At 47.9% G+C, this 26,494-nt stretch carries 18 protein-coding genes; 4 read left to right on the top strand and 14 right to left on the bottom strand.

Translation table 11 applies throughout. The features are described 5' to 3' along the window. Positions 1 to 139: 139 nt before the first annotated feature. The 7 genes from DW896_RS04360 to DW896_RS04330 all read right to left on the bottom strand — a co-directional run bounded on the left by DW896_RS04360 (position 140) and on the right by DW896_RS04330 (position 14,598). A complete protein-coding gene (locus DW896_RS04360; RefSeq protein ID WP_005827672.1) occupies positions 140 to 2,293 on the bottom strand; it encodes a glycoside hydrolase family 97 protein in 2,154 nt (717 codons plus the stop codon). Between the two features lie 21 nt (positions 2,294 to 2,314). After that, on the bottom strand, positions 2,315 to 4,813 hold the full coding sequence (locus DW896_RS04355) for a glycoside hydrolase family 31 protein (protein WP_005827670.1): 2,499 nt from the start codon (positions 4,811 to 4,813) through the stop codon (positions 2,315 to 2,317). 34 nt (positions 4,814 to 4,847) lie between these two features. Continuing rightward, complete coding sequence (locus DW896_RS04350) at positions 4,848 to 6,653, bottom strand: glycoside hydrolase family 66 protein (RefSeq protein WP_005827668.1); 1,806 nt, start codon at positions 6,651 to 6,653, stop codon at positions 4,848 to 4,850. A 13-nt stretch (positions 6,654 to 6,666) separates the two neighbouring features. Beyond that, on the bottom strand, positions 6,667 to 8,163 hold the full coding sequence (locus DW896_RS04345; RefSeq protein WP_005827666.1) for a SusF/SusE family outer membrane protein: 1,497 nt from the start codon (positions 8,161 to 8,163) through the stop codon (positions 6,667 to 6,669). 19 nt (positions 8,164 to 8,182) lie between these two features. Next, positions 8,183 to 9,673, bottom strand: a complete 1,491-nt coding sequence (locus DW896_RS04340; RefSeq protein ID WP_165859033.1) for a RagB/SusD family nutrient uptake outer membrane protein — start codon at positions 9,671 to 9,673, stop codon at positions 8,183 to 8,185. A 14-nt stretch (positions 9,674 to 9,687) separates the two neighbouring features. After that, positions 9,688 to 12,690 (bottom strand): TonB-dependent receptor, encoded by a 3,003-nt coding sequence (locus DW896_RS04335; RefSeq protein WP_005827660.1) that lies wholly within the window; start codon positions 12,688 to 12,690, stop codon positions 9,688 to 9,690. 249 nt (positions 12,691 to 12,939) lie between these two features. Beyond that, positions 12,940 to 14,598, bottom strand: coding sequence for a DUF6377 domain-containing protein (locus tag DW896_RS04330; protein WP_008664452.1), 1,659 nt, complete (start codon positions 14,596 to 14,598; stop codon positions 12,940 to 12,942). A gap of 206 nt (positions 14,599 to 14,804) precedes the next feature. On the opposite strand from DW896_RS04330, the gene DW896_RS04325 reads away from it, so the two are divergent. The 3 genes from DW896_RS04325 to DW896_RS04315 all read left to right on the top strand — a co-directional run bounded on the left by DW896_RS04325 (position 14,805) and on the right by DW896_RS04315 (position 17,297). Continuing rightward, entirely contained in the window at positions 14,805 to 16,106 is a 1,302-nt protein-coding gene (locus DW896_RS04325) for a GNAT family N-acetyltransferase (protein WP_117588861.1), read from the top strand. 34 nt (positions 16,107 to 16,140) lie between these two features. Further along, positions 16,141 to 16,608: a hypothetical protein gene (locus DW896_RS04320; RefSeq protein ID WP_005827650.1), complete on the top strand. Its 468-nt coding sequence runs from the start codon at positions 16,141 to 16,143 to the stop codon at positions 16,606 to 16,608. A 245-nt stretch (positions 16,609 to 16,853) separates the two neighbouring features. Further along, positions 16,854 to 17,297, top strand: a complete 444-nt coding sequence (locus tag DW896_RS04315; protein WP_005827646.1) for an Hsp20/alpha crystallin family protein — start codon at positions 16,854 to 16,856, stop codon at positions 17,295 to 17,297. Between the two features lie 80 nt (positions 17,298 to 17,377). On the opposite strand, the gene DW896_RS04310 is transcribed toward DW896_RS04315, so the two are convergent. The 6 genes from DW896_RS04310 to DW896_RS04285 form a co-directional block, all read right to left on the bottom strand. Next, on the bottom strand, positions 17,378 to 18,514 hold the full coding sequence (locus DW896_RS04310; protein WP_005827644.1) for an acyltransferase: 1,137 nt from the start codon (positions 18,512 to 18,514) through the stop codon (positions 17,378 to 17,380). A 312-nt stretch (positions 18,515 to 18,826) separates the two neighbouring features. Then, positions 18,827 to 19,942, bottom strand: a complete 1,116-nt coding sequence (locus tag DW896_RS04305; RefSeq protein ID WP_005827641.1) for an ABC transporter permease — start codon at positions 19,940 to 19,942, stop codon at positions 18,827 to 18,829. A gap of 112 nt (positions 19,943 to 20,054) precedes the next feature. Further along, a complete protein-coding gene (locus DW896_RS04300) occupies positions 20,055 to 21,158 on the bottom strand; it encodes an ABC transporter permease (RefSeq protein ID WP_005827637.1) in 1,104 nt (367 codons plus the stop codon). A gap of 47 nt (positions 21,159 to 21,205) precedes the next feature. Further along, positions 21,206 to 22,663 (bottom strand): ATP-binding cassette domain-containing protein, encoded by a 1,458-nt coding sequence (locus tag DW896_RS04295; RefSeq protein WP_005837247.1) that lies wholly within the window; start codon positions 22,661 to 22,663, stop codon positions 21,206 to 21,208. Next, positions 22,641 to 23,531, bottom strand: coding sequence for an HlyD family secretion protein (locus DW896_RS04290; protein ID WP_005827632.1), 891 nt, complete (start codon positions 23,529 to 23,531; stop codon positions 22,641 to 22,643). The genes DW896_RS04295 and DW896_RS04290 overlap by 23 nt, the downstream gene beginning before the upstream one ends. 34 nt (positions 23,532 to 23,565) lie before the next feature. After that, positions 23,566 to 24,828: a TolC family protein gene (locus DW896_RS04285; protein WP_005827630.1), complete on the bottom strand. Its 1,263-nt coding sequence runs from the start codon at positions 24,826 to 24,828 to the stop codon at positions 23,566 to 23,568. 191 nt (positions 24,829 to 25,019) lie between these two features. Here DW896_RS04285 and DW896_RS04280 point away from each other — a divergent pair, with 191 nt between their 5' ends. Next, complete coding sequence (locus DW896_RS04280) at positions 25,020 to 25,913, top strand: AraC family transcriptional regulator (protein ID WP_034529753.1); 894 nt, start codon at positions 25,020 to 25,022, stop codon at positions 25,911 to 25,913. 2 nt (positions 25,914 to 25,915) lie between these two features. Here DW896_RS04280 and DW896_RS04275 read toward each other — a convergent pair whose 3' ends face one another. Next, entirely contained in the window at positions 25,916 to 26,464 is a 549-nt protein-coding gene (locus DW896_RS04275) for a methylated-DNA--[protein]-cysteine S-methyltransferase (RefSeq protein WP_005837253.1), read from the bottom strand. Between the last annotated feature and the right edge of the window lie 30 nt (positions 26,465 to 26,494).

Raw genomic sequence — 26,494 nt, 5'->3', positions numbered from 1 at the left:
TTATAAAACATACTTTTTTAGTTGGATAATTTGCAGATTTATCAAAAGTCCGTATCTTTGCAATGTGTTTTTCATAGTATTAGATTTAAGGTTAACAAAGGTTGGAGTACAGCGGTACTCCTTTTTTTATGCCCGTAAATCAGATATTCCCGGAAAGCCTCTTCAGTCCCTTCAATACAGATTTATCTTTCACCTCCATGATGCTGATGGCATAGCCGCCACCGGAAGCAGCTTTCAGTTTCAAGACCGTTTTGGGAGAAACGATACCTTCACGGATAACATAAGCTTGCGGATTTGTCTTATAATCGGCATCTTTTGCATCGGCATAGACGGTTGCAATATACTGCTTGTCTGCATCCAGGAAGTCCAGTTTCAGAGTTGAAGCATGTCCGTGCTCACTGCTGGTGCAACCGATAAACCAGTCATTCGTACCTTTTGCCTTACGGGCAACAGTGATGTAACGTCCCGGCTCAGCTTCCAGATAGCGGCTGTCGTCCCAATCCACAGCCACATCTTTGATGAACTGGAAAGCATCCATGAAACGCTCATAATTCTCAGGAAGGTCGGCAGCCATTTGTAGAGGGCTGTACATAGTGACATAAAGTGCCAGCTGACGCGCCAAGGTAGTATTGGCATGCGTATGGCTGTTCGGATTCAACTTATTGATGTCCATTTCAAAGATACCGGGCGTATAGTCCATCGGACCACCCTGCAAACGGGTAAACGGAAGTACCGTTGTGTGGAAGGGCTTGTTACCGGCAAAAGCCTCGTACTCCGTGCCTCGGGCAGATTCATTGCCTATCAGATTGGGATAGGTACGGCATAAACCAGTCGGACGTACCGCTTCATGGGCATTGACCATTATCTTGTGTTTGGCAGCTTCGGTCACGGCGTATAGGTAATGGTTGTTCATCCATTGTCCATAGTGATGCTCGCCACGGGGAATCATATTGCCTACGTAGCCACTCTTTACCGAATTATATCCATATTTATTCATCAGACGGTAGGCAGCTTCCATGTGCCGCTCATAGTTACGGACGGAAGCCGATGTTTCATGGTGCATCATCAGACGGACACCCTTGGAATGAGCATATTCATTCAGATACTTGATGTCAAAATCGGGATAAGGAGTCACGAAATCGAAAACATAATCCTTGGAATTACCGAACCAGTCTTCCCAACCCGTATTCCAACCCTCCACCAATACCTGGTCAAAACCGTGTTCGGCAGCAAAGTCTATGTACTTCTTCACATTAGCCGTGTTGGCCGGATGAATGCCGTTCGGTTTCACCTTGGAATAGTCCGTATCATCCAGTTTCACAGAAGGGAGGTCAAAAGTATATGCCCAGGGCTTTCCCCCTGCAATCATTTCCCACCATACGCCGACATATTTCACCGGCTTAATCCAGGAGGTATCATCATACTTACAAGGCTCATTCAGATTGAGAATCAAATTGGAGGCCAGTATCTCGCGGGCATCATCACTGACTATGACCGTACGCCAGGGAGTATGGCAGGGAGACTGCATATACCCTTTATTTCCTTGAGCATCCGGAGTCAGCCAGGATTCAAAAACGAGGTTCTTGTCATCCAGGTTGAGATGCATGCAAGAGTAGTCCACCAAGGCTGCCTCGTGCAGGTTAAGGTACACTCCATCAGCTGTTTTAAGCTGTATGGAAGTCTGGACACCTGTCGGCGAAAAGACAGTTTGTGACGCATTGTCACTCACAGCTCCCTGCAGCAGTCCACGGATTTCAGAGAGTTTGGACTCCGTGTAATCATATTCCTGGGTATCATAATCTCCCGGAATCCACCAGGCAGTATGGTCGCCGGTCATGGCAAACCGGGAATGCTCTTCCTTTATCACAAAATAAACCAGATTCTTCTGTTGCGGAAACTCATAACGGAATCCCACGCCGTCATCATATACCCGAAAACGGATATTCATAAAACGAGTGGTAGACGGTTGTTCAAGTTCTACCAGCAATTCGTTGTAGTGGTTGCGGATATCTTTTGTTTCCCCCCACACCGGTTGCCAGGTTTCATCGAAAGTGGAAGTAGAAGTCTTTACTACTTTGAAACCATCCATCAGGCTGGTAGCTCCTTTCAGTTCCAATCCCAACGTACTGGGATTGATGACGGGAGTCCCTTTATAATCCACCTGATAGGCTAGTCTCCCGTCTTTTGTCAGTTCAAAATCCAGCTTCACCATGCCCGAAGGGGATGAAATGCCTTCAGCATTCCCCGCCAGGGCAGAAAAAAGCAAAGCTGCGCTAAGTACAAATTTCTTCATAATAATGATATGTTTTTTGTGTTAATAGACAAACTCAATGATATGTTCCTTTCCATCATCCGGCAACCTCAGCAGGCAGGTCCCCTGCTTCTTGTCGGGACACCAGGCAGTTATCGTAAACTCTGTCTCCCGATTTTCTTCCAGCTTTCCGACATTCGTTTTCTTGATTTTCTGACCGTCCAGCAAAGCTGTTTTCGGCATCTGTTCCGTATAGATGCAGAACATCAGGTTTCGTTGGCCGGGTAAGCTATATTTCTCACCGGTCCGTGTACCTACTTTCAGCGTATAGCCTGTGTCGGTAGTCTGGCAAGTAATAGGAGTGCGCATGAACTCTCCACGCAAATATCCTAAATCAGTTCCTGCATCTTCATAAAGCGAGAAGGTAGTTTCACTGCCCGCTGCAGCAGGAAATATCTCAAACGTAACCGGATAGACCGGTTTCTCATCCGTATAGTTCATGACCGGCATTTGAGGTATGATACTTCCCTGCTTTACAAACATAGGAATAGTATTGAGGGGAGCATCCACCGTCATCCATTGCTCACCGCTATATGCTGTGTGTTTGTTGTTGTAGTCAATCCAAGTTCCTTCAGGAAGATACACATTCTTGTTTCGCGCTCCTTTCTTTACCACCGGAGCAACCAGCAGTTCGCTGCCAAACATGAACTGGGCATCCGTAGAGAACGTTTCCATATCTGCCGGATATTCCAGAAACATCGGTCGCATGAGAGGCAACCCCGTTTCGTGTGCTTCGCGGGCATACGTATAGATATAAGGCAAAAGACGATACTTCAATTCGATGGCTGCCTTGGCATTCTTCTCGGCCTCTTCGCCGAACAGCCACGGCTCCACAGCCACGTTGCCCTCATGATGAATGCGGCTCAGGGGATTGAAAGCGCCCATCTGTATCCACCGCGTATAAAGTTCAGCCATCGCAGGATAATCCTCTATATCTCCGCAATAACCGGTAATGTCACAAGTAGTAAAAGGAATAATTCCCAAACCGGCAGACAACAGTACCGGAATCTGATTGGCCATCTGTCCCCAACCCTGCGTCACGTCATCACCGTTTCCACAGTCACCGGTCCAGCCGAAAGTATAGCGTTGCAAGCCCGCAAAAGCGGCACGTGTCATCTGAAATACGCGACGGTTAGGATTCCGTTTTTCAAACTGCTCCTTCACCACCTTATCCCACGTAAGACCATAAACATTGTGAATCTCATCATGCATGCCCAAATGGTGTTTCATCACCAGGCGTTCCGTCTGCTCCTCATTGCTCCAGGCAGGTTCACCCATATCAGTCCAGAAACCGGCAATGCCATCATCAATGGGCTTCTGCTGATAAGCTCCCCACCAGTCTGCCACAGCAGGAAGGGTGAAGTCCACTACGCCACAATTACCGCCCCAGGGCCAGGGCATGTCATAACTCCTGCCGTTGGTGGAGTCCTTTACCAGATACCCTAACCTATCGGCTTCCTCCCATTGCCGCTTATTGGCTTGTGAAATGACCGGATCTTGCGAAACCACCACCTTGAAGCCCATATCCTTGAGGTCTGCAAGCATCTTTTTCGGATTCTCGTAGTTCCCTTTCCGCCACTCAAAATCCTGCAAATACTGTGTCCAGCCTATGTCCTGGTAAATAACATCACAAGGAATTCCGCGCTTACGATAGCCTTCAGCTATTTCATAAGACAATTTCTCGCTCGTCAGCAGTCCCCGGCATTGTGCAAAGCCCAATGCCCATTTAGGAGGCATTATGGGTTTTCCCGTCAGGTCGACATATTGTTTCATGATTTCCTTATAATCCTTCCCGAAGATGAAATAATAAATCATCTCTCCCCCAGGAGCCTCGAAACTGTAGTAATCGCGGCTTTCCGTACCAAACTTAAATTCGGTTTTATACGTATTGTCCAGGAAAATACCATAACGATAACTGCTCATAAAGAACGGAATACTCTTGTAGAGCGGGTCCTCAACGGCACTATAACAAGGCTTGTCACTGTTCCACATCTTGTAGGCTTCGCCGCGACGGTCCAGCTTGCCGGTCTTTTCTCCCAAGCCGAAGAAGTGTTCGTCACGACGGAGGGTCTTGTATTCCAATTTGCGCTGCCCGTTACTGATATGCCCCTTATCGGCATAATCACTGAACAGCAGTTTCTGATACTTGTCGAATATCTGTAAGTTAAACGGAGACTTGTTTACCCGGATACGGAGTTTAGGGGTAAAAATCTCGTAGCAGGCATTCTGCTCGTCCACATGGACGGTACCGACATCCTCCAAGTCCTCATTGACGACGGCAAAGGAAGGATTACTCCGCTGGAAACTACCGTCGGGAGAAAACCATATACGTACCGTAGACTGGCTACACAGACGTAATTGTATGGCAGAACTGTCATTTAAATAGAAGGTCACACTCCGGTCATCACTGGTATAGGAAGTGCAGTCTCCGGTGCGGTTCTGTGCATTCGCATATACTGAAAATGCACAGACGGCAAAAAATAAAAATATATATTTCTTCATTACTATAATCTGTTTGTTCCTTTATTGGATACTCTTATTCCATCACAAGCATGCTCCAGTACTTCAGCAAAGGCAAGATAAAGGTAACCGTGCCGTCCTTCTGTTCGAATGACAGTTCCTGCGAAGCACCGGCATGGAAATCGGGCGATGCAACCCATATCTTGTTCACTTTACCGGAAACATTCATCTTCAACGGCACGTCGGACACCAGACGCGGTTCGGGCATTGTTCCGTTCAAATCCCTCCAGCTTAAGTTATCCGCATTGAGGAAGTTGAGCAGATGAATGACTTGCCTGCCATTTACATTCTTGGCATATACAGTGATGGCAGACTTCTGCGGCGGCCATGCATTCAGAGAAAGATTCCGCGCAGCATCCGTACAGTTCAGAGAAACGGAAATCTCCGCCTCCGTATCTTTATCACGAAGCAGGTTCTGATAAGCCGTCATAAAGTCATAATAACGAATCATGGCTGTTTTCAGTACATCGTTCATCTGCAAAGCCGTGCTTGGAAAGTACTCGCGGCATAGCATGTGGTCACCCAATTCCAAATGAGAGCCTCCCAAAGCAAATATCACAGCATCCGTCAGCAGCACACCCGGTGTATTGAACTCACCGGTACTGCTACCTGCCTTGTCATAGTTCATATATGCGGCAAACACCGTTTTCAAGGCATGGTTGCCATACTGGTCGTTCGCTTTGATAATGGTGTGCAGATCCTTGAAGCCTGCCTCATCGCCCCATACTTCATTATAAAGGAAATCCACTTTACCCGTACCAGCTATCTGGGAAGCTCCATAGCTGGAGACGGCATTCATCACCAAACGCTTGTCCGGATGCTTCTGTTTCATGGCTTCGATGAACGAGGCATATCCCTTAGGCAGATTTACCTTATTGCCATCATAGTCATAGCGGTCACCCCGGTTTCCCAGTTGGTCTATCTGATAACCGTCAAAGTCCAGATTGGCATAAACATCATCGTTTTTCTGGGCAATATATGCCTGCCATTCCGTATTGGTGGGATTGAGCAGGAAGATATTACTTTTCCAACTGGAGGGCAAGTCATGCGAATCCTTATCCATGCGTCCCGTGTTCTTGAATATGTACCATTCTTCCTTTACTCCGTCGGAAACGGCATCGTCCAAAGCTCCGAAACATAGATTGTAAAACATGGACTTCATGCCCAGGCTGTGTTGTGTAGAGATATACTTCTTCACTACCTCGGTATAGACCTCCCGGTTGGCAATGTCCTTATAGACCTCGTCCAGATGCTCACGCGTACCGCCCAACGGCCAATGATGCTTGTTGTGCCAATCCTGAAACTGTACCCCGTTAATGTGGCAACGGTTCAGGAAAGCCATCTCCTTCTCTATCACTCCATCCACCTTTTTCGAAGCATCAAAAGTGGCAACGAAACCATAACGTGGAAAACGTGTCCAGTCACTGGATACATCTACGGCAATAGTACCAAGAATAACCTCTGTTCCATTCTCTTTTGTACGGTATACATCCACCAGATAACCGGTATAATCGGTTGCCGGAGCAGTCCAAGTCCAAGTAGTACCGACAGCAGCCTGCTCCGATACAACCTTGTCCATTGTCCGGTAGCGGATTTTAGCTCCGGCAGGAAGGGCGTCAGCTGTAAAAGAAACACTCTCGCCCGGCCGGTAACATGCCTTGTCGGTAGTGAGATTGACCGTCAAGTCCGAGGTGACTGGGGTTACTTCCGTAACCCCTCCACTCTCTCCGCCTCCACCGGTACCGCTACCGGTATCATCACTCTCCTTGCTGCATGCAACCAGCAGCAAGGCTACCATTGTTGTATAAACTATCTTCTTCATCTATTGTAGATACCTATTGTTTCACGATTGAAATTGTCTCTTCCAGCTGATTCAAAGTAATCAGATAGGAACCTGCTGTCGTAATCTTCCACTTCTGGTCGATGCCGCCTACCATCACGTCCAGATATTGCGCTTTGAACGCTTCGTCTGATTTATCAAGGAAAAGCATCGGTTCTGTTTCTCCTGCAGGCTGTTTGTCTGCTACAGCCGGCATGAACCAAGCTCCATTCCAATCTTCCTGCTTATCACAAGTAAATTTCAACTCACCGGCATTCAGCGTACCTTTCCAAGTAAACACATACGGATTATCCGTTGTCTGCATCGGCGTAGCATCACCAATCGTCCAACCGGCCGGAGTAGCATCACCTACCATATAAATCATCTCATACGGAGTAAATTCGCTCATCATCATGCGTTCCTTACCACTACGGATATCCATGCAAATCTTGTAGGCCTTGCCGCATTCCCCGTCTTTCAGCACCCATTTATTGTCCGGGTCGAACCCTTTCACAAACACCACTTCTGTATCGGTATAAGCAGCATCGGCATTCTTGGCCTTATACATGTTCTCCCAACTTCCATCGGAGGTTCCGAACTTGAATTCCCCTCCTTTGCCCACTTCAAAGAACTTGCCGAAGCGGAACAAGTATGGATCGAGCACATCTTGTTTCATCTTCACGAATCCCCAATCCGTAGCGTTACCCACAAAATAAAGCTGGTCGTAGGCAGGTGCCAACGTCTCTGTCTGGGTCAATGTAAGAACACCGGTAAACAGATTGGCTTCGACGATGTAATTATGGTCTTCTTCGACAACAAAAGGTTCATCCGGCTGGTCATCACTGCTACGAAGAACCAGCAATCCATCTGTTCCTTTGTTGTAAGAGGGCAGGAATGAGCCTAAGGTCGTGATGAACTTAAACTCACCGGCCACAAGCCGGCCCGTCCATGTAAAGATACCATTGTCCTTGCGGGTCATCTCTGTCGCATCATCGGCACTCCAGCCGCCCGGAGTGGCACTACCTATCAGATAAAGGGTGGATGTGAGCGGTTTATAGGCTGTAACACTGAAAGCAGTGGTAGACACCTGTTTTTCGTCCCGTTCTGTTACAGTAGCTGTCAAGCGCGCTTCCAACGAAATGTTCTCCCCGGCAGTTGCCCCAAAATGGTTGCGTAGGATGTCATTCAATTCCTCCACGCTCTTTTTCCATGAGTATTCTTGTACGGCATTCTCCACAGCTACATAAGAATCTGCAAAATCACTGCCGGTCTTGGTCAATTCCAGCGTATAGGAAATTTTATTACCCGTCCCATAATTGGTTCCCGTAGTCCAGGAAAGCTCCAGGGCATCATCGGCATGTGCCTGCTCATTCAAAACAACTTCCGTCTTGCTGGCCGTCAGTACAAGTTCATTCTGTCCTTTATCCAATTCCATGTAATCATCATCTACACAAGCAGATAAGGCTGCACAGCCCAGTAAGGCAAATACAAGGTGTGAAATATATTTCTTCATATTCTTCTGATTAAATTAATTAATAACCCGGGTTCTGCACCATTAAGGTATTAGCATCCATCTCCGTCTGCGGAATAGGGAACAGCAAGCGGTTCTTGTTCACGTTGCTCTTTCCAATGGAATGCAGGAATTTAATGGCATACTCTCCATTGTTGACACGAATCATGTCGAACCAGCGATGCCCTTCGAAAGCTAGTTCCATGCGGCGCTCATGGATAATCTTTTCACGCATGGTTTCCTGTGACAAGCCCGAAACCTCCGGCAGTCCGGCACGCTTACGTACAATATTCAAAGGCACGGCAGCCTGGTCAGGGCGTCCCATTTCATTCAAAGCTTCGGCCTTCTTCAGCAGGACGTCCGCATAACGATAAATCACGAAGTTGGCAGGATTGGTATTGTATTCCGGAGAAACCGTTTTCGACACCAGAAACTTGCGTACATTGTATCCCGTATTGGAATAAGAGCTTTTGTAAGCCTTACCGTCAAAATCCGGACATCCGGCATAAAGCACGGTCAAATCCTTACGTTTGTCACCGCTCTCATATTGACCCACAAATTCTTCTGTAGGCTGGTTCCAGCCATAACTGCCGGCAACAAAGTCCGAATTACGGGGACCCATGAAAGTAGAAAGCCAGGAAGACTGCGGATTGTTTCCCCAAAAATCATATTCCGTATTGCCCGAATACTGGACCTCGAACAAAGATTCCGGCCCGTTATTGACCAATGCATCGAAATTGTCCTCATACTTGCAGGAAGAAAGGTCATACCCCAAATTTGTTATCTCATCACACAAATCAGACACCTCCTGATAATATTCCGTATGATTAGGAGCCAGCGTCAGATAAATATCTGCCAACATGGCCAAAGCTGCATCTTTGCAGGCACGTCCCACGTTCTCGTCGTCGTAAGAAGACTTGGCAGGAAGCAGGTCAACCGCATTCTTACAATCGGAAATTATCTGGGCATAAGTCTCTTCGACTGTAGCGCGTGCAATGTCTGTCGGTTCTCCCGGATTATAAGGAGCCAAACGCAGTGGAACACCACCGTACAGACGTACCAATACATAGTAATAATGTGCACGGAGAAAATAAGCCTCTCCCAGACAGCGGTTCTTGATTCTCTCTGACACAGCTTCAGCCTCCAGAAGACTATTCAACACAATGTTGCATTGTCCTATCCCCACCCAGGGAGAACGCCACATGTACAATGCCATGCCATTGTCGCTCTGCGTTATGAAGTTAGAAGCTTGTATCGTTTCAAGGCCGTCGGTACCGCCACCGGCACCCACCAAACTGTTACCCGCCACAATATCCAGTGTCCAGATACGCTGGTTGTACATATTGGAAGACTGAAGGGTGCGATAGCAGGCATTGGTCAGAGCAATGGCCACATCATCGGTCACCGTCGTTTCCGGGTCAACCGTATTTTTAGGAGACTTGTCCAGAAAGTCGCTGCAGGAAGCCAGCAGCAATACTGCCAGCATATATAGTAAATTTGTTATCTTTTTCATATCCGAGTCAATCATTAAAAGTTAAAGTTTAATCCTAAGCTGAACGTACGGGAAATGGGGTAACGGTTCTGGTCTATTCCGTTAATACCCACTTCAGGGTCGAAACCGGAATATCCGGTGATGGTAGCCACATTCTCACAAGATAGGGAAAGGCGTGCATTTTCAATCTGGGCTTTCTGTAACCACTGCTTCGGGAAAGTGTATGAGAGTGTGATATTCTTCAAACGCAGATAAGAACCATTCTCCACAAAGCGGTCTGACACGCGTGTATTCTGATTGGGGTCGCCGAACACGGCACGCGGCATCGAATTGCTGGTCCCCTCTCCTTGCCAACGCTTCAGTACGTCGGTAGTCTGGTTATAGGCAGCTGCCATACCGGTATTGTCGATATTGTTGGCATTGTATATCTTATTTCCGGCTATACCTTGTAAGAAAACAGAAAGTTCGAAACCCTTATAGGAAAGGCTATTGTTCATGGAGAACAGCCAACTTGGGTTCGGGTTACCGATGACGGTACGGTCACTATCATTGATGACACCATCGTTGTTCAAATCCCTGAAACGGATATCACCCGGCTCAGCTCCCGGCTGCACGGCATGTGTATTCACTTCAGACTGGTTCTGGAAGATTCCGTCCGTAACATAGCCGTAGAAGACATTAATGGGATAGTCCTTTGCCAGCATCGTTACATAGGAGTTATTGATTTGGTTAATGTAATAAGGAACGTCGCTGTTCAAATCCTTAATTTTATTCTTATTGTAAGTGGCGGTCAGGTTCGTTTCCCATCCCAGTTCACCGGTAAGATTGATGGTATGCAGACTCATTTCAATACCTTGATTACGTACTTTTCCGGCATTGGTATACGTGGTTGTAGTATCTTCAAATCCCGATGTGATGGGGATAGACGCCTTTACCAGCATGTCTCTCGTCTCCTTCAGATAAGCATCGAACGAGAACATAACGCGTGAATTGAACAGTGAGGCATCAAAACCGATGTTGGTTTGTGCCACCTCTTCCCAATGGATATACGGGTTGGCGAGAGTAGAAGAAACCAGCGCTGTCTGATTGCCGCTCGAAATGCCGAAAGGATATACACTGGTATTGTAGGATGCCAGATAGCTGTAGTTTCCAACACTTGCCTGGCTACCGGTCACACCGTATCCCGCACGCACTTTCAGGTCATTGATATAGTCGTTTTTTGGAAACCACTTTTCCTGAGAGGCACGCCATGCCACAGATACGGAAGGGAAAGTACCCCAGCGATGTTTCTTACCGAAACGGCTGGAACCGTCACGACGAATGGTTGCAGTCAGCAAATAGCGGTCTTCGTAAGAGTAGTTGACACGTGCCATGTAAGAGAGCAATGCCCACTCTGTCTCGTTTCCACCGATGGCATACATTTCCTCGCCATTATCCATTTCGTGCACATTGTCGAACATAAACACATTCTTCTGCGCATTCAGGTAGTCGTTGGTGTTCCATTGGGCAGACATACCGGCCATCAATCCCACACGATGTTTTTCTGCAAAAGTATGGTCGAATAGGAAATAGTTGTCCCACAAATAAGTGAACGACTTGTTATCGCTCTTATAACGTGAAGTCTCCTCTGTGGGAGTGGGTTTCCAGTTATACTTGGGGGTAAAGTTGTCTATGAACCAGAATTTGGCATCGTAGCCGAAAGTACTTTTAAACTTAAGCCATTTGGTAAAAGTAAGTTCTGCCGTCAAGTTGGCCAGGAAGTTATATCCATCAGTCTGACTCTTGTTCAGTTCCGTCGGTCCAATGGGGTTGCGCGTGCTGCCATACCATTCCGAGTTACCATCAGGGCCACTCCAACTGCCATCTTCATTCTTCACCGGATAAATGGGGAGCGCTTTCAGCGCATCACCTATATTATAGCTGCCCGACTTCTTCGTATCGGCACTGAACGTAATGTTATTGGAGAACTTCAACCATTTCAAGACTTGCGCATCACTGTTGGACTGGAATGTGAAGCGACGGTAATTCACACTCTTCACGATACCGGACTGATCCAGAAAACCACCGGACACATAATAATGGGATTTCTCGTTACCGCCGGAATAACTTACCGTATAGTTCTGCATCACACCCGTACGGAGCAATTCATCCATCCAGTCGGTACCTGCACCCAATTCAGAAGGATTGGCCCATTCCGGATTAGGATTGCGTCCACTGTTCACCATCATGTCATTACTCAACTCGGCATACTGCGCCGCGTTCAATAAAGAAGGTACGTTCGTAGCATTCTGGAAAGAGTAATTGGCAGATACAGCAAGTTTTCCTTTTCCTTCCGTACCGCGTTTGGTGGTAATCATCACAACTCCATTAGCTCCCCGGGAACCGTAGATGGCTGTGGCCGAAGCATCCTTCAATACATCCAAACGTTCCACATCGGCCATATTTAAGGAAGACAAGCCCAAGTCGGTAGGCACTCCGTCAATCACGACCAGCGGGTCGCAGTTGTTGATAGAACCCAAACCACGAATCTTGATGGATACATTGTCTCCCGGTTTACCGGCATCTACAATCTGCACACCTGAGATTTTTCCCTGGATGGCTTGTCCCAAATTGGATACGGGGGAATCCTTGATATCCTTGTTACCGATGGAGGACACTGCTCCTGTAAGGTCGCTTTTCTTCATGGTGCCATACCCTATCACCACCACTTCATCCAGCATTTCGGCATCTTCAGACAAAACTACCTGAAGCTGTTTCTGTCCCTTCACCTGCACCTCTTGAGTCTTATAGCCTACAAATGAAACGACAAGAGTACCGTTCGGAGACATGTTCAAAGAGAAATCACCGTCAATACCGGTTATTGTCCCATTTGTGGTTCCTTTTTCCATTACACTGGCGCCAATAACCGTTTCACCGGTCTGGTCTTTCACTACACCTTGTACTGTAATTTGCTGTGCGAACATGCACATCGGAAGTAACATTCCTATCAGACAAACCATCATCCGTAGCCTGCTGATTGGCATTTTGTACTTTTGCATAATATAAGAATTTAAAGTTAATAATAAAAACATAAATCACATGTGTCACTCTTTCCGAAGAGGGACAATGCAAATGTATCAGATAAGAGAAGCCAATAGTGGAGGAAAGAGTAAAAAAGTAGTGGTTTACATCATTCAAAAATACTTAAACCACTATATACCAATAATATATAAAATTATTACCCAACTAAAAAAGTAGTGAAAATATAAGCGTAAAAGAGACACTTCCAAGCTTCAAAACCCCTATTCTCAGTTCTTCGACTTGCCAATTGTCATCACTTCCTGTTCCAACAAGTCGCGGTCACCGGCAGCCTTGTTGCGAACCTTCGTACGATAGTTATAAATGGTGGTAACAGAATATCGAAGGAATTGGGCTATCTTCACGCTGTCAGTAATACCCAAACGTATCAATGCAAAGATGCGCAACTCTGTATTCATCCGTTCGCCGGCTTTCAAGGATATTTGCTCATCATCGGCAAGCAGGGCATTGAAGTCTTCTACAAAAGTAGGAAACAGCTGCAGGAAGGTATTATCAAAGTTGGTATAGAATTCCTTTAATTCCCCCTCTATGAATTTAGAAGACTTGATGTTCTTGTAGAGTTCCTCCACATTTCCGGTAGCGGCAATCTTTCCCAGCGACCGGCGGTAATTGTCCATCTTTTCCAAATAGACCGAGCACTGGTCCATATAACGGCCGATATACTCCTCCTTCAGATAGGAGTTTTCGGCAATGCTGTGGTTGGCCTCCTTGAGTTGTGCATTGGAAAGGTGAAGCTCATCATTCAGCTCCTTCAACCGTTTGTTGGCGTCAATCACTTCCCTGCGGGCGGCAGCCACTTTCTTCATCTGCTTGTATACATAAAATATGGCAAGCAACAGAAAAAGTGAAAGCAGGCTGATAGATACCAGTGCCCATTTCATCTGCTCCTGCTGCTTCTCCGTCTTTTGCTGGTAAGCATCATTAATGATGGGAAAGATTTCCAGAATCTCCAGCTTGCGCAACCGGGCATTGCAGGCGGCTGCATCTTCCATACATATCTTTACATAAGAATAGGCACGCTCGATGTCTCCTTCCTGGTAAAGCAGTACGGCGAGCTTGCGTAAAGAGATATATTCACGGACAGCGGTTTTCATATCCGCCATAGCAGAAACAATCAGGTATTCCTTTTCCTTCTCTTTGTCCCCTTTCAGCCGGTAAGACTCTGATAAAGTATAGGCACAAATCGCAACGTCGTGTTCATAGTCCTTCTGCAGCGCCAGATAATCCGTCAGCAAACGGATGGCCTTGTCATATTCATTGCGTACATTATACTGGTCGGACTGAATCAAGGTATGTATCAGAAGATTATCTTTATTGACCAACAGCAACGAATCACGATATTTGTCCGTAAGCTCCGTATAAAGCTTCTTTTCATATGCCGTCACGGCATAATCGGCCATAAGGCCATAGACCGTACGGTAGATATGGTAATAATATGGATGGATATCCACCGGTAACCGGTCTATATGGATATTCCGCATCAAATCCATAACTTCCTTATACATACCGGTCATTCCCAAAACATCTGCTTTATTCATGCGGGCATTGTCTATGTATTCCCGGTTTCCAAGACGTATGGCTATCTGTTCCCTTTCCTCGGCCATGTGCAATGCAGAATCCGTATTGAACGAACGGTACTCATCCAGCAATGTGCCAAGAATGGCAAAACGTTCTTCATCCGGTATCTGCCGATGCAACTGTCTTTTCAGTTCCACCAGTTTCAGCTCTTTCTGCTCCATGTATATGGGACGCTCCTTTATCGCCTGGTCCAGTTTCAGCAGCAAAGAATCCGCCCGGCTGCTGTCTGCAGCATGAAGGCGGCACATACAGATGGTACAAAGACACAAGAATATGATTATATTTTTCATCCGGCTTTCCGATTAGTTAAAGGCAATACTTTTTGAGAATCCTCATGCAAAAGTAATTAAAATACCATAAAAACCTATTCTACTATCATTAAAAGCTCGAAAGCAGAGTGATAAAAAGGCATACTGCAAGCAAAAGAATCAAAATATTGAATTACCTTTACGGAAAATCCAAAGAAAGACCATATCATAAATATCATCCGAGCATCATGGATATACACACATTTATTGCCAATTATCAGGAAGCTTTCGGCCAACACGCCGAACTCCCCATCGCCTTTTGGTATTCAGACCGAATGGGGGCATCTACAGAGAAAGTAACCGGTTGTCTCTTCAAATGCATGAAACAAGTCAGAGACGGCAAAATCGTCAGTCTCAGCAACAAAACAATTACCTGCGGAGGAGGCAAGTTCTATACCGGATTTACTGAAATGCCCGAGCGCGTCCCGGGGTTTGTCTCTTTGAAAGAGAAATACAAGAAGACTCCCGAAATGGTGGTAGATTTTGTCAATGAGCTACAGATTTCCAGAACTGACAAAGCCTATCTGCATTTTGCCCGCATAGACAAGATACCTTCCTTTGATGAAGTGGAAGGACTGCTGTTCCTGCCAACTCCCGACATTCTATCCGGACTGGCGACATGGACCTTCTTCGACAACAATGCATCGGATGCCGTAGCAGCCCCATTCGGCTCCGGCTGCTGTTCCGTCATTACCCAAACCATCATTGAAAACCGGAAACAAGGGAAACGTACTTTCCTGGGATTCTTCGACCCCTCCGTCCGCCCATACTTCGAAGCGGACTTATTGAGCTTCACTATCCCCATGTCCCGATTCAAGGAAATGTATCACACCATGCGCGAAAGCTGTCTGTTCGATACACATGCCTGGGGAAAAATCAAGGAAAGGATACAGCTGTCCCAATCAGGAGACGTACATATCCTCCCCTCTCCCATTTCCTTCCCCATCCTTCCGGACATTTATCTGCAGGAAATCAGAATAGAAGATGCCGCAGCCATCTACCATGCCATCGACACACACCGGGACTACTTAAGAACATGGCTGCCATTTGTGGATAATATGCGCACAATAGCTGATGAAGAAGCTTTTTTACGTCAGGTATTATCTGCTCCTGCCGAACGAAATGAGCCAATATTCGGTATTTGGAACCAACAACATGAAATCTGCGGACTGATAGGTTTCCATTTCTCCGATTTCGACAACCACCGTACAGAACTCGGCTATTGGCTACTGCCGGAATACCAGCATCGGGGCATCATTACTGAAAGTGTCCGCAAGCTGTGTCTGTGGGCCGTACAAGAAAAAGAGATAAAGCGGATACAAATTCGCTGTGCCGTGGGCAATGCAGCCAGTAACGCCGTACCGGTTCGCCTCGGTTTCGTCCATGAGGGAACAGAACGTTGCGGAGAACTGCTGGCTTCTGGAGAATATACAGATATACATATATACAGCATCCTGAAAGAAGAAGTGCTGGCCAACCTCAAACGATAAAATATCAAATATATATCAACTATTGAAATTATACATGGAACAACAACCTCATCTCAATGACCACAACAAGCAGGAGTACCCTCCTATGCACACCACGGAGCACATCATCAACCAGACCATGATAAGGTTATTCGGTTGCGGCCGCTCCATATCAGCACACATAGAACGGAAGAAGAGCAAGCTGGACTATCTCCTTGCCGCCTGCCCCACAGAAGAAGAAATAAAGAAGCTGGAAGAGGCCGTAAACGAGGTAATCGCCCGACAGCTGCCCGTCACAACAGAATTCATTACGCAAGAGGAAGCGCAAGGACGTTTCGACTTGGAACGCCTGCCCGATGGTGCTTCGGAAACGGTACGTGTCGTGAAAGTAGGCGATTACGACGAATGCCTCTGCATCGGAGTACATGTGGAGAATACATCAGAAATCGGAACCTTCAAAATCATCAGTCACGATTGGGACGAAGAAGCCAAGCGTTGGAGAATGCGTTTTAAATTAGTCTGAAAATCTATCAATTTTTAATAAATAAGATAGCAAAATGGCATTAAACAAGCAAATAAGTCAGTTTTTCAATGACAAATAGTCAATAAAGTCAGTGAAAACTGGTTGGCATAAGGTTTGCAATATTGTTAGCGAACGACGGTTCAAGAAACGGATGGTGAAAACCCAAAAGGCAGACACCCGAAGACAAAGAACCGGAGTTCAAAACTAAACAGCATGTTTAACTTAAACAATAGGAGACTATAACTATGATGCCTGTAAGAAGAAACCAAAATTGGTTACCGAGTATTTTTAATGATTTCTTTGACAATGATTGGATGGTAAAAGCAAATGCCACCGCCCCTGCCATCAACGTATTCGAAACAGCAAAAGAGTACAAAGTTGAATTGGCTGCTCCCGGTATGACAAAAGAAGACTTCAACGTTCACATCGATGAAGAAAACAATCTGGTCATCAGCATGGAAAAGAAAACAGAAAGCAAGGAAGAGAACAACAAGGACGAAAAGAAGGAAGGCCGCTACTTGCGCCGCGAATTCTCATACACCAAGTTCCAGCAAACCATGATTCTTCCGGACGATGTCGATAAGGAAAAGATTGGCGCCCATGTAGAAAACGGCGTGTTGAACATTACATTGCCTAAGTTTACAGAAGCAGAAAAAGAAAAGGCCAAGAAATTCATCGACGTAAAATAACGCCCGGCCATTAAAAAGAAAATCTCCCGCTGCACAAGATAATGCAACGGGAGATTTTTTATATCCATAGCCATACGGAACTATTTCTTCTTCCCTTTCAGAAAACGGTCTGTCAGCCACTTGCGCACCGGTTCGTCGTACAGTTTCAAACAAGCATAAGCAAGGACAACGGCTCCCACGAAAGTAAGTATCATATAAGGGATACCTTCCGCCATTGTAGCGTTATTGTTGCATACCCAAGCCGTATAAGTATATACCAGCGGATAATGGGTGATATAAATCGGATAGGAAATATCTCCCAGGAACTTGCATACGGCAGTAGAGCGCTTACCGGTCACCTTGCCGCCCGCTCCCATCGAAACAATGACCGGGAAGATGCAGATAATACAGAAAGCCTCGTAAAGCCCGTTCATCCAGTAACCATCCTCACCTCCGATACGGGGAATGGAAAGAACCACCACAATCAGCAGGCTGCACCACCAGAAAGCACGCTTTTCAAGCCGTATCAGCCAGCCGAGGCGTGACAGAAGCAATCCGCCGAAGAACGGATACATCAGCCGGACCATACCCACATACTGCTGTTCCCAGTTCAAGGCCCAACCACCCACAATATCGCCGGCAGGAGCAGTCAGACAACGGTACACCGTAAAACACCCTGCCACAAATACCAGCACCGACAGGGCCACCTTATTGAACTTGCGTACAAACAACGCATACAGGATATTACCGATATATTCATAATAGAGCGACCATGCCGGGCCATTCAACGGATGCATTTCCGTCCAGCCGCGAATGTCGAACTTCAGCGGAAGAGGAAGCAAGGTACAGCCCAGCAACATCACCAGCAGCATTGTTCCGATGGACGTATTCTCGATAGGTGGAAAACAAGGCGACTCCTGAAAATAGAAAAAGGCAGCGCCCACAATGCTTCCCATAATCACCATAGGATGCAGGCGGATGATACGGCGTTTGAAGAAAGTGCCCACGGTCATCCGGTTCCAACGGTCATCATAAGCATAGCCGATAACAAAACCGGAAAGCATGAAGAAGAAATCCACTGCCAGATAACCATGATTGATAATTTGAGTAAGATGGCTGCCACCTGCATGTGCTTCAAAAAGATGGAAGATAATAACCATGACAGCCGCCACGCCACGAAGTCCGTCAAGAATCTCATAATGCGGTTTCGAGGCAAGATAAGTAGTTCGTGTATTCATTTTGGTATAAGATATTTATTTATTCGCGTACAAAGATAAGAGTTTTTTCCAATAAGGGAACTGATAGATATCATATAAACTCTATCAATTAATTGACAAGTATAACAGTTGTCTTTATCATTAGATACATATCACTACTTGCACCTTTTTTTCCGCACAAAAAACAGCTTTTATTATCCATAATAAAAGGGCTACACCTTTTCCTCCTCATGGTGTAGCCTTAAACACAAAAGGGTGTAGCTATCCAAGGCAAATGGTGTAGCCCTTCTTCAAAAAAGAGAGCCAAATAGGATAATAATAAAGAAAAATCAGTTAACTACTTTTCTTATAACTTTTTACCGCCCACAGATTGAAGACCAATGCAAAGACCAACACGGCTCCCAGTTGCGGAAGCAGTTCGGCAAATCCGCCACCACGGAGATAGATGGTACGCATCACCTCCACAAAATAGCGTAGCGGATTGATGCGCGTAATCCATTGCGCCCACTCAGGCATACTGTGGATAGGGGTGAAAAGACCACTCATCAGAATAAGGATAAGCATGAAGAACCACATGACAAACATGGCCTGCTGCAACGTGGTCGAATGATTGGATATGACCAGCCCGAACCCCGACACCACCGGTAGAAAAAACAGCGCCATGCCGTAGATAGTGAGGAAATGTCCCGCCGGCAGAATGCCGTAAAGTACCCATGCCAGAACGAAACAGATGGTCAGCACCACAAAACCTATCAGCCAGTAAGGTATCAGCTTGGCGGCAATGAAAGTGAACTTGCCGACGGGGGTGACATTTATCTGCTCGATGGTGCCCGCCTCCTTCTCGCCCACCACATTGAGGGCAGGGAGAAAACCGCAAATCAGCGTCAGCAGCATTACCATGAGGGCAGGAATCATGAAAAGCTTGTAGTTCAGCGTGGGGTTGTAAAGATTCTGCGTAGTGATGTCCACCCGGGGAAGCGGCTTCCCGGCAAGCCCTTGCGAAGACGACTCCGAACCCAGTTCACGGGTATAGTCACTGATGATGGAAGACAAGTAGGATCCTCCCAGACTGCCCTTCGTGCCGTTCACGGCATTGGCCGCCACCAGCAGACGAGGCGCCTCTCCCTTCACCCAATCCTTTTCGAAATCACGGGGAATCTCCAGCACGACATCTGCCGAACCTGCTTCAATGGCCAGCAAAGCCTCATCGTATGTATCGGGAAGCGCTGTCAGGCAGAAATAAGTGGATGCACCGATTTTATCTACCAGACGGCGAGACAAGACGCTGTGGTCATTGTCCACTATATTCAGATTGATGTTCTTTATCTCCAGATTGGCGGCCCAGGGCATCAGTATCATAATCATGCACGGGAAAATGAAAATCAGCTTGGGCAGGAAGGAGTTGCGGAACAACTGCTTGAATTCCTTTTCAATGAGAAACTTTATCATAAGACGATATTTTAAAGATTTTAGACATAAGAACAAAAGAACAGATTTCCCGTATCCTTTTGTCCTTATGTTCTTCTGCCTGAATAATTAATATAAAATTCATATCCGCTCTTTACTCAAGCCGATGCTTGAATTTCTTGAAACTCACCGTTATCAGCAATACCGCCATCGTGGCAAGTATGCCGACCTCCATCAGCACAAGCGAAACATCCACTCCCTCAATCATCAGCTTACGCACCGCCTGGATATACCAGCGTGCAGGAAGCACAGCTGAAATGGCCTGCAGGATAACGGGCATACTCTCAATGGGGAATATCATGCCCGAAAGCAACATGGTGGGCATCATCAGCATCAGTCCGGACACCAGCATGGCGGCAACCTGCGTCCGGGTGACCGTGGAAATCAGCAGCCCCAGCGCCAGGGAGACAAAGATGAATAGCAGCGACACCACCACCAGCCAGAACAAGCTGCCCGCCACGGGAACATTGAGCACATAGACCGAAAGCAGAAGAATGGTGGTCAAGTTGACAAACGACAGCACAAAATAGGGCACCGCCTTTGCCAGAATGATGAAAAGCGGTTTGACGGGAGAAACCAGCAGGACCTCCATCGTCCCCTTCTCCTTCTCGCGCACAATGGAGATGGAGGTCATCATGGCGCAAATCAGCATCAGAATAAGCCCCATGACACCCGGCACGAAGTTGTAGGCACTCTTCATCTGCGGATTGTACAGCAGCTTGAGCTGGGGTACAATGGCAGCGGCATGCACTCCCGGCGGAAGCATCTCCTGCCCGGCAGAGGAGATGATGTTTGCGGCATAGCCTGCCTGCATAGTCGCCATATTGGGGTCTGTGGCGTCGGAGACAAGCTGCACGCGCGCCTCGCCGGTATAAAGCTTGTCCGAGAAACGCTCGCTGAAAACAAGCGCCATGTCAATCTCCCCTCTTCCGAAAGAAGCCTCCATATCGGCGGGAGAATGCAGGCGGCGGATGACGGTGAAGTATTCGCTTGCATCCATGCGGTCGATGATACGGCGGGTAACTACGTCATTCGACGGGTCGAGCACCGCCACACGCACGTTCTTCACCTCGGTGGTGATGGCAAAACCGAAAAGGATTATCTGCACGATGGGCATGCCCAGCAGAATCAGCATCGTGCGCCGGTCGCGGAAGATATGGAAGAACTCTTTTCGGATGAAAGATATGAATTGTTTCATTGTCTATATTTATATTTAGGCTCGGATAATGCGGATTTCACGGATTTTCAGTCGGCGGTTCGCACAGCTTGACGAGCCAGTTGTTGGAATACATCGTCCATCGTAGTGGCATTGAACTGCCGTTTCAGCTCCCCGGGAGTGTCGAGTGCACGGATGACGCCGTCTACCATGATGGAGATGCGGTCGCAATACTCCGCCTCGTCCATAAAGTGGGTGGTGACAAAGACGGTGATGCCCTCGTCGGCAGCCTGGTAAATCAGCTCCCAGAACTGGCGGCGCGTGGCAGGGTCCACCCCACCCGTAGGCTCATCCAGAAAGACAATCTTGGGACGGTGGAAGATGGAGACGGAGAAGGCCAGCTTCTGCTTCCAGCCCAGCGGAAGGCTTTTCACCAGTGTATCCCGTTCCTTTTCCAGCCCGAGGCGGAGGAGCAGCTCATCCGTCTTGGGGGCAATCTCCGCTTCGGGGATGCCGTAGATACCGGCAAAGAGGCGGATATTCTCCCACACCTTGAGGTCTTCGTAAAGGGAAAATTTCTGGCTCATGTAGCCGATGTTCTTCTTCACTTCTTCGGGTTGGGAAGCCACATCGAAACCTGCCACACATGCCTTGCCGCCGGTGGGGCGGCTAAGTCCCGTAAGCATGCGCATGGCGGTGGTCTTGCCTGCCCCGTTGGCTCCCAGGAAACCGAAAATCTCGCCCCGATGGACTTGGAAGGAGATGTGGTCTACAGCGGTGAAATTACCGAACCGCTTGGTCAACCCTTCCACTTCAATCACCTTGTTTTCGTGGTTTTCCACCCGTTCGTGCTGCAAGCCCGGAGGGCAGAGGATGCCCGCAAAGCGTGTCAGGATACGGTCGGGGGTATCGATGCCTTTTATCTCTCCTTCGTTGATGAAGGCGATGCGGTCGCATTGGCGCGCTTCGTCGATGATGGGGGTGGAAGCAATGATGGTGATACCCCGCTCCTTCAGTCGGCGAAGCATTCCCCAGAATTCCTTGCGGGACACGGGGTCGACGCCCGTAGTGGGTTCGTCCAGAAAGAGGACATCCGGTTTATGGATAAGGGCACAGCTAAGGGCGAGTTTCTGCTTCATGCCGCCGGACAACGCTCCGGCGCGGCGCTTGCGGAAAGGTTCTATCTGCCGGTAAATGTCGCGCACCAAATCATAATTCTCCTCGATGGTGGTGTGGAAGACGGTGGCGAAGAAATTGAGATTCTCCTCCACCGTCAAGTCCGGATAGAGGGAGAAGCGTCCGGGCATATACCCCACCCGCCTGCGGATGGCTTTGTAGTCCTTCACCACATCCAGACCGCAGACCGAAGCCGAGCCTCCGTCGGCAAGCAGCAAAGTGGTGAGGATGCGGAAAAGCGATGTCTTGCCCGCACCGTCCGGCCCGATGATGCCGAAAAGCTCACCGGGAGCCACTGACAGAGAGACACCCCGCAGGGCTTCCACGCTGCCGTAACGTTTGGAGATATTAGTTAAAGTTACAGCCTCCATACATTCCTATTTTCAGCATCCCGTCATTCTTCACGGCAATCTTTACGGCATAGACCAGATTGGCGCGCTCGTCTTTCGTCAGGATAGTTTTTGGAGTGAATTCGGACGTATCGGAAATCCAGGTGACGATGCCGGGGTATTCTTTCCGCACTTCCTTTCCATAATCCGCATAAACCTTCACTTGCTGCCCCAGCTTGATTTCGGCAAGCTGCTCGGAGGTGATGTAGGCACGGAGGTAAATCTGCTCCATATCCGCCACTTTGAAAAGAGGGGTGCCGGGAGCAGCCAGTTCTCCGGCTTCGGCATATTGGGCAAGGACGGTTCCCGTCAGCGGAGAGGTGATGTGGCATTTGCGCAACTGGTCTTCTATCTGCGCCACCTGGATGCCGACAGAGGAACTTTGCCACGTCAGGCTCCGGTCACTGTTGCGCAGGGTGGAGTTCTGTGCGTCGAGCTGCTTGCGGAGGACTTCGAGAAGGGACTCGGCATCATCCAGTTGCTTCTGGTTGGCGGCACCCACACGGAGCAGGTTGGACACACGGTCGCGCTCGCGCCGTGCCTGCACAATCTGTTCCTGAGTGGCGGCTACTTGCTTCAGGATATCAGGCCGCTGGCCTTCCACGGACTTGACACTGGCCTCCAACTGGAGTTTCTTCAGATAGAGTTGGACGGTATCTATAATGCCTACTTCCTGCCCGTCTATCAGTGTCGTACCTTCCTCGATGTCGAAACTCAGCAGTTTTCCGGACGCCTCGGCAGAAACGATGACTTCGGTAGCCTCGAACGTTCCCGTCGCATCATATTTCGGAGTACCGCCGGTACAGGCGGCAAGGAGAAATAAAAAAGGAAATAATTTCAATGATTTCATACTATTTCAAGTTATAAATTACGGATTATAGTCATTAATTGTTCAGCGTATATTTCAGCTGCCAGATGTTCATCAGCAACTGCACCTCATGCAATGCCTTGGTCTGTCGTGCCATACTTTCATTGGTAATCTCCCGCAGCATATCGGTCACGGTCATTGTCCCGTTCTGCACCTTGGCCTCGGCTGCACGGCGGATATTCCCACGCAGACGGATAATCTCGTCATCATCCGCCATCTGGCGGCGCATGGATACAATGCCCGCATCCTGCTGCGTAGCCTGCAGGCGAATGTTGAAAAGGAACACATCCCGGCCGGTTTCTATCTGTTGGCGGGTATTGTCTATCCTGCGGCGGTCGTTCTTCAATGTATACAGACTGCCGAAATTCCAGGACATGCGCACCCCCGCCATGTAATAGGCGTTGAATTCATCCTTCAGCATATTCAACCCTGGATTGCCGTATGCCCCTTGTACAAAAAGGCCGAAACGCGGCATCAACCGGGTGTTCAAAGCTGCCTCCTGCTGGCGGAGTTGCTCTCCCTGCGCATCGTACCAACGAAGTTCGGGGCGGTTGTTCATCTGCCGGTCTATGTTTTCTTCGGCAGCCGGTTTCAATAAAACCGTTTCGGAAGAGAGATCCTTGCCCGTAAAGGCAGCAAGCATGCTGAGGTATGCACGGCGGGTGGTCTCCAATTCCACACGGTGCTGCCTGGTGTTCAGTTGCTCTACGCTGACTGCATCCAGGTCGCTCAGGGTGGCGATGCCATTGGCTATATAGTCGGCTACCTGCTTGTGGGTTCTTCCTAAATCTTCTTGCAAGAGGCTGTTCTGTTTCAGCTGTTCGTCCAACAGCAGGATGCCGAAAAAGAGCTGGTTCACCCGGTCAGTCAAGGCATACATGTCTACATGCTGTTTTTCCAGTTCCACTTCCGAGGCGGCACGCGTCAATCGTTTTCTGGAACGTATATCCCCACCATCCCAGAGGGTCTGCTGCACTTCGAGCATCACCTGGTACTGGTCTTTCGAAGCAGTCTTGATGTCGAGATTAGGGATTTCGACCGGTAGCCGGGTGATGTCACTCTGGTACGTGGCCTTGCCGGATAGGGAAAACTGGGGCAAGTAACCTTTTCCGGCATTGGAGAGGTCGTACCCGCGTGCCTTTTCTATCAGTCCGTATTGCCTGACCAACGGATAATTGTCTTGCGCCCGGCGCTGGCACTCTTCCAACGTGAGCTGGGCATGTGCCAGCATGGCGGCAAGAGAAAGGGTAAAAAAGAAAACGGTTCGTTTCATATCCATTCTGTTTCTTGTTTATTCTACATGGTTTTGTTCTATACACATGCAAAGATAAAGGCATAACCCTATAACCTTACAATCCATTTGTGCGCAAAGATGTTCTAATAGTACGACATTTCGTAGAAAAAGACAAATAATAGGAACACTTTATTATCTTTGCGGTGGAAATATACATTATTCATAAAGGGAAAGATATGGAAAAGAACAAACCGATAAGCGTCGCATTCGAGGACATCCGCAACAATCCGGATTTTATAGAACATTCCGAATACAGATTTATAAACGACGATTTGGGAATGGTCATCAGTTTTCAAGCAATGGGATTCAGGCTATTCCGCACCCAGCAACCTTATCGTGCCAAAGAAGGAAGGATTGTACGCATCATGCAAGGTAAGGGCCGAATCTCCATCAATCTTATCGAATATGAAGCTACAGCCCACGATATTATTATCATCCCTGACAATTCGCTGATAGAAATATCGGAAGTCAGTCCCGACTACGAATTCCAAGTCATCATGCCCACTGCCAATTTTCTGCCCGTACTACAGAATTCCATTCTTTCGGAAGCTTATACACGAAACGGAATCCGCCTTTCATGCAACAACGAGGAATGGGCACACATCAGCAGCTTCTTCTCTTTATTGTGGAATATACTACATTGTTTGCCCTACCGCCGCGGAGCTGTACAGCACTTGATTGTCTCACTTCTCTATAACCTTAAGTATATCCACGAGCACACATGCAAGTCAACTCCGGCACGCCTTTCACGCCAGGAAGAGCTATTCCGCCGCTTCATCGCTTTGGTGAACCAACACAGCAAGCACGAACGCAGCGTCAACTTCTATGCCGACAAACTATGCCTGACACCGCACTATCTGAGCTCGGTGATACGTGAAACAAGCGGACAAACCGTGATGCAATGGATTAATCAAGCAGTTATCCTCGAAGCCAAAGTATTGCTGAAACACAGTAATCTACTGGTGTTTCAAATATCAGACGAACTGAACTTTCCCAATCCGTCGTTCTTCTCGAAGTTCTTCAAACGTATGACGGGGATGACACCGGCGGAATACCAGAAACAAACCTGACCTCAAAACAGCTGTCCTATACGGGAGCCTGACGGTCCGTCGCAAGAGTCCGCTTCCAATGCCAGCATCCCTTGTTTGGCTGCCAGTCCACCGGCATAGCCTATCAGCGTATGGTTGCTGCCCACCACACGATGGCAGGGGATGAGTATGGAGAGGGCATTTGCCCCATTGGCAGCCGCCACCGCACGTACGGCTTTCGGATTGCCCAGCTTTCGTGAAAGCTCGCCGTAGGACACTGTTTTTCCGTAAGGGATGTTCTGCAACTCCTGCCACACCGTCCGCTGGAATTCTGTTCCGACTGCAAGCAGTGGAACATCGAATATGGTCCGCTTACAGGCAAAATACTCATCCAACTGAATGATTGCCCTTGCAATCACTTCCGAAGTGCCTTCCTCATAATCGGCATGCAGCGCCTGCCGTATACGCTTATCAACGGGTACTCTACGTTTCTCGTTCAGCATCCAGTCGCATAGGCAGAGTTTATCGCCGAAAGAGCCGAGGAGCAACTCGCCATAAGGAGATTGATAGTATTGGGTCAAAATTGTTTCCATCGAACTTAGTTTTCAGCAAAGATAGCAAAT

The organism is Bacteroides sp. AM41-16 (assembly GCF_003603495.1).
Taxonomy (GTDB): Bacteria; Bacteroidota; Bacteroidia; order Bacteroidales; family Bacteroidaceae; genus Bacteroides; species Bacteroides uniformis.
This window is presented reverse-complemented; position numbering and strand designations above follow the sequence as displayed.

Coding starts and splice junctions, on each gene's coding strand:
- DW896_RS04360 (WP_005827672.1), bottom strand. CDS start 2,293: ATGAAGAAATTTGTACTTAGCGCAGCTTTGCTTTTTTCTGCCCTGGCG.
- DW896_RS04355 (WP_005827670.1), bottom strand. CDS start 4,813: ATGAAGAAATATATATTTTTATTTTTTGCCGTCTGTGCATTTTCAGTA.
- DW896_RS04350 (WP_005827668.1), bottom strand. CDS start 6,653: ATGAAGAAGATAGTTTATACAACAATGGTAGCCTTGCTGCTGGTTGCA.
- DW896_RS04345 (WP_005827666.1), bottom strand. CDS start 8,163: ATGAAGAAATATATTTCACACCTTGTATTTGCCTTACTGGGCTGTGCA.
- DW896_RS04340 (WP_165859033.1), bottom strand. CDS start 9,673: ATGAAAAAGATAACAAATTTACTATATATGCTGGCAGTATTGCTGCTG.
- DW896_RS04335 (WP_005827660.1), bottom strand. CDS start 12,690: ATGCAAAAGTACAAAATGCCAATCAGCAGGCTACGGATGATGGTTTGT.
- DW896_RS04330 (WP_008664452.1), bottom strand. CDS start 14,598: ATGAAAAATATAATCATATTCTTGTGTCTTTGTACCATCTGTATGTGC.
- DW896_RS04325 (WP_117588861.1), top strand. CDS start 14,805: ATGGATATACACACATTTATTGCCAATTATCAGGAAGCTTTCGGCCAA.
- DW896_RS04320 (WP_005827650.1), top strand. CDS start 16,141: ATGGAACAACAACCTCATCTCAATGACCACAACAAGCAGGAGTACCCT.
- DW896_RS04315 (WP_005827646.1), top strand. CDS start 16,854: ATGATGCCTGTAAGAAGAAACCAAAATTGGTTACCGAGTATTTTTAAT.
- DW896_RS04310 (WP_005827644.1), bottom strand. CDS start 18,514: ATGAATACACGAACTACTTATCTTGCCTCGAAACCGCATTATGAGATT.
- DW896_RS04305 (WP_005827641.1), bottom strand. CDS start 19,942: ATGATAAAGTTTCTCATTGAAAAGGAATTCAAGCAGTTGTTCCGCAAC.
- DW896_RS04300 (WP_005827637.1), bottom strand. CDS start 21,158: ATGAAACAATTCATATCTTTCATCCGAAAAGAGTTCTTCCATATCTTC.
- DW896_RS04295 (WP_005837247.1), bottom strand. CDS start 22,663: ATGGAGGCTGTAACTTTAACTAATATCTCCAAACGTTACGGCAGCGTG.
- DW896_RS04290 (WP_005827632.1), bottom strand. CDS start 23,531: ATGAAATCATTGAAATTATTTCCTTTTTTATTTCTCCTTGCCGCCTGT.
- DW896_RS04285 (WP_005827630.1), bottom strand. CDS start 24,828: ATGGATATGAAACGAACCGTTTTCTTTTTTACCCTTTCTCTTGCCGCC.
- DW896_RS04280 (WP_034529753.1), top strand. CDS start 25,020: ATGGAAAAGAACAAACCGATAAGCGTCGCATTCGAGGACATCCGCAAC.
- DW896_RS04275 (WP_005837253.1), bottom strand. CDS start 26,464: ATGGAAACAATTTTGACCCAATACTATCAATCTCCTTATGGCGAGTTG.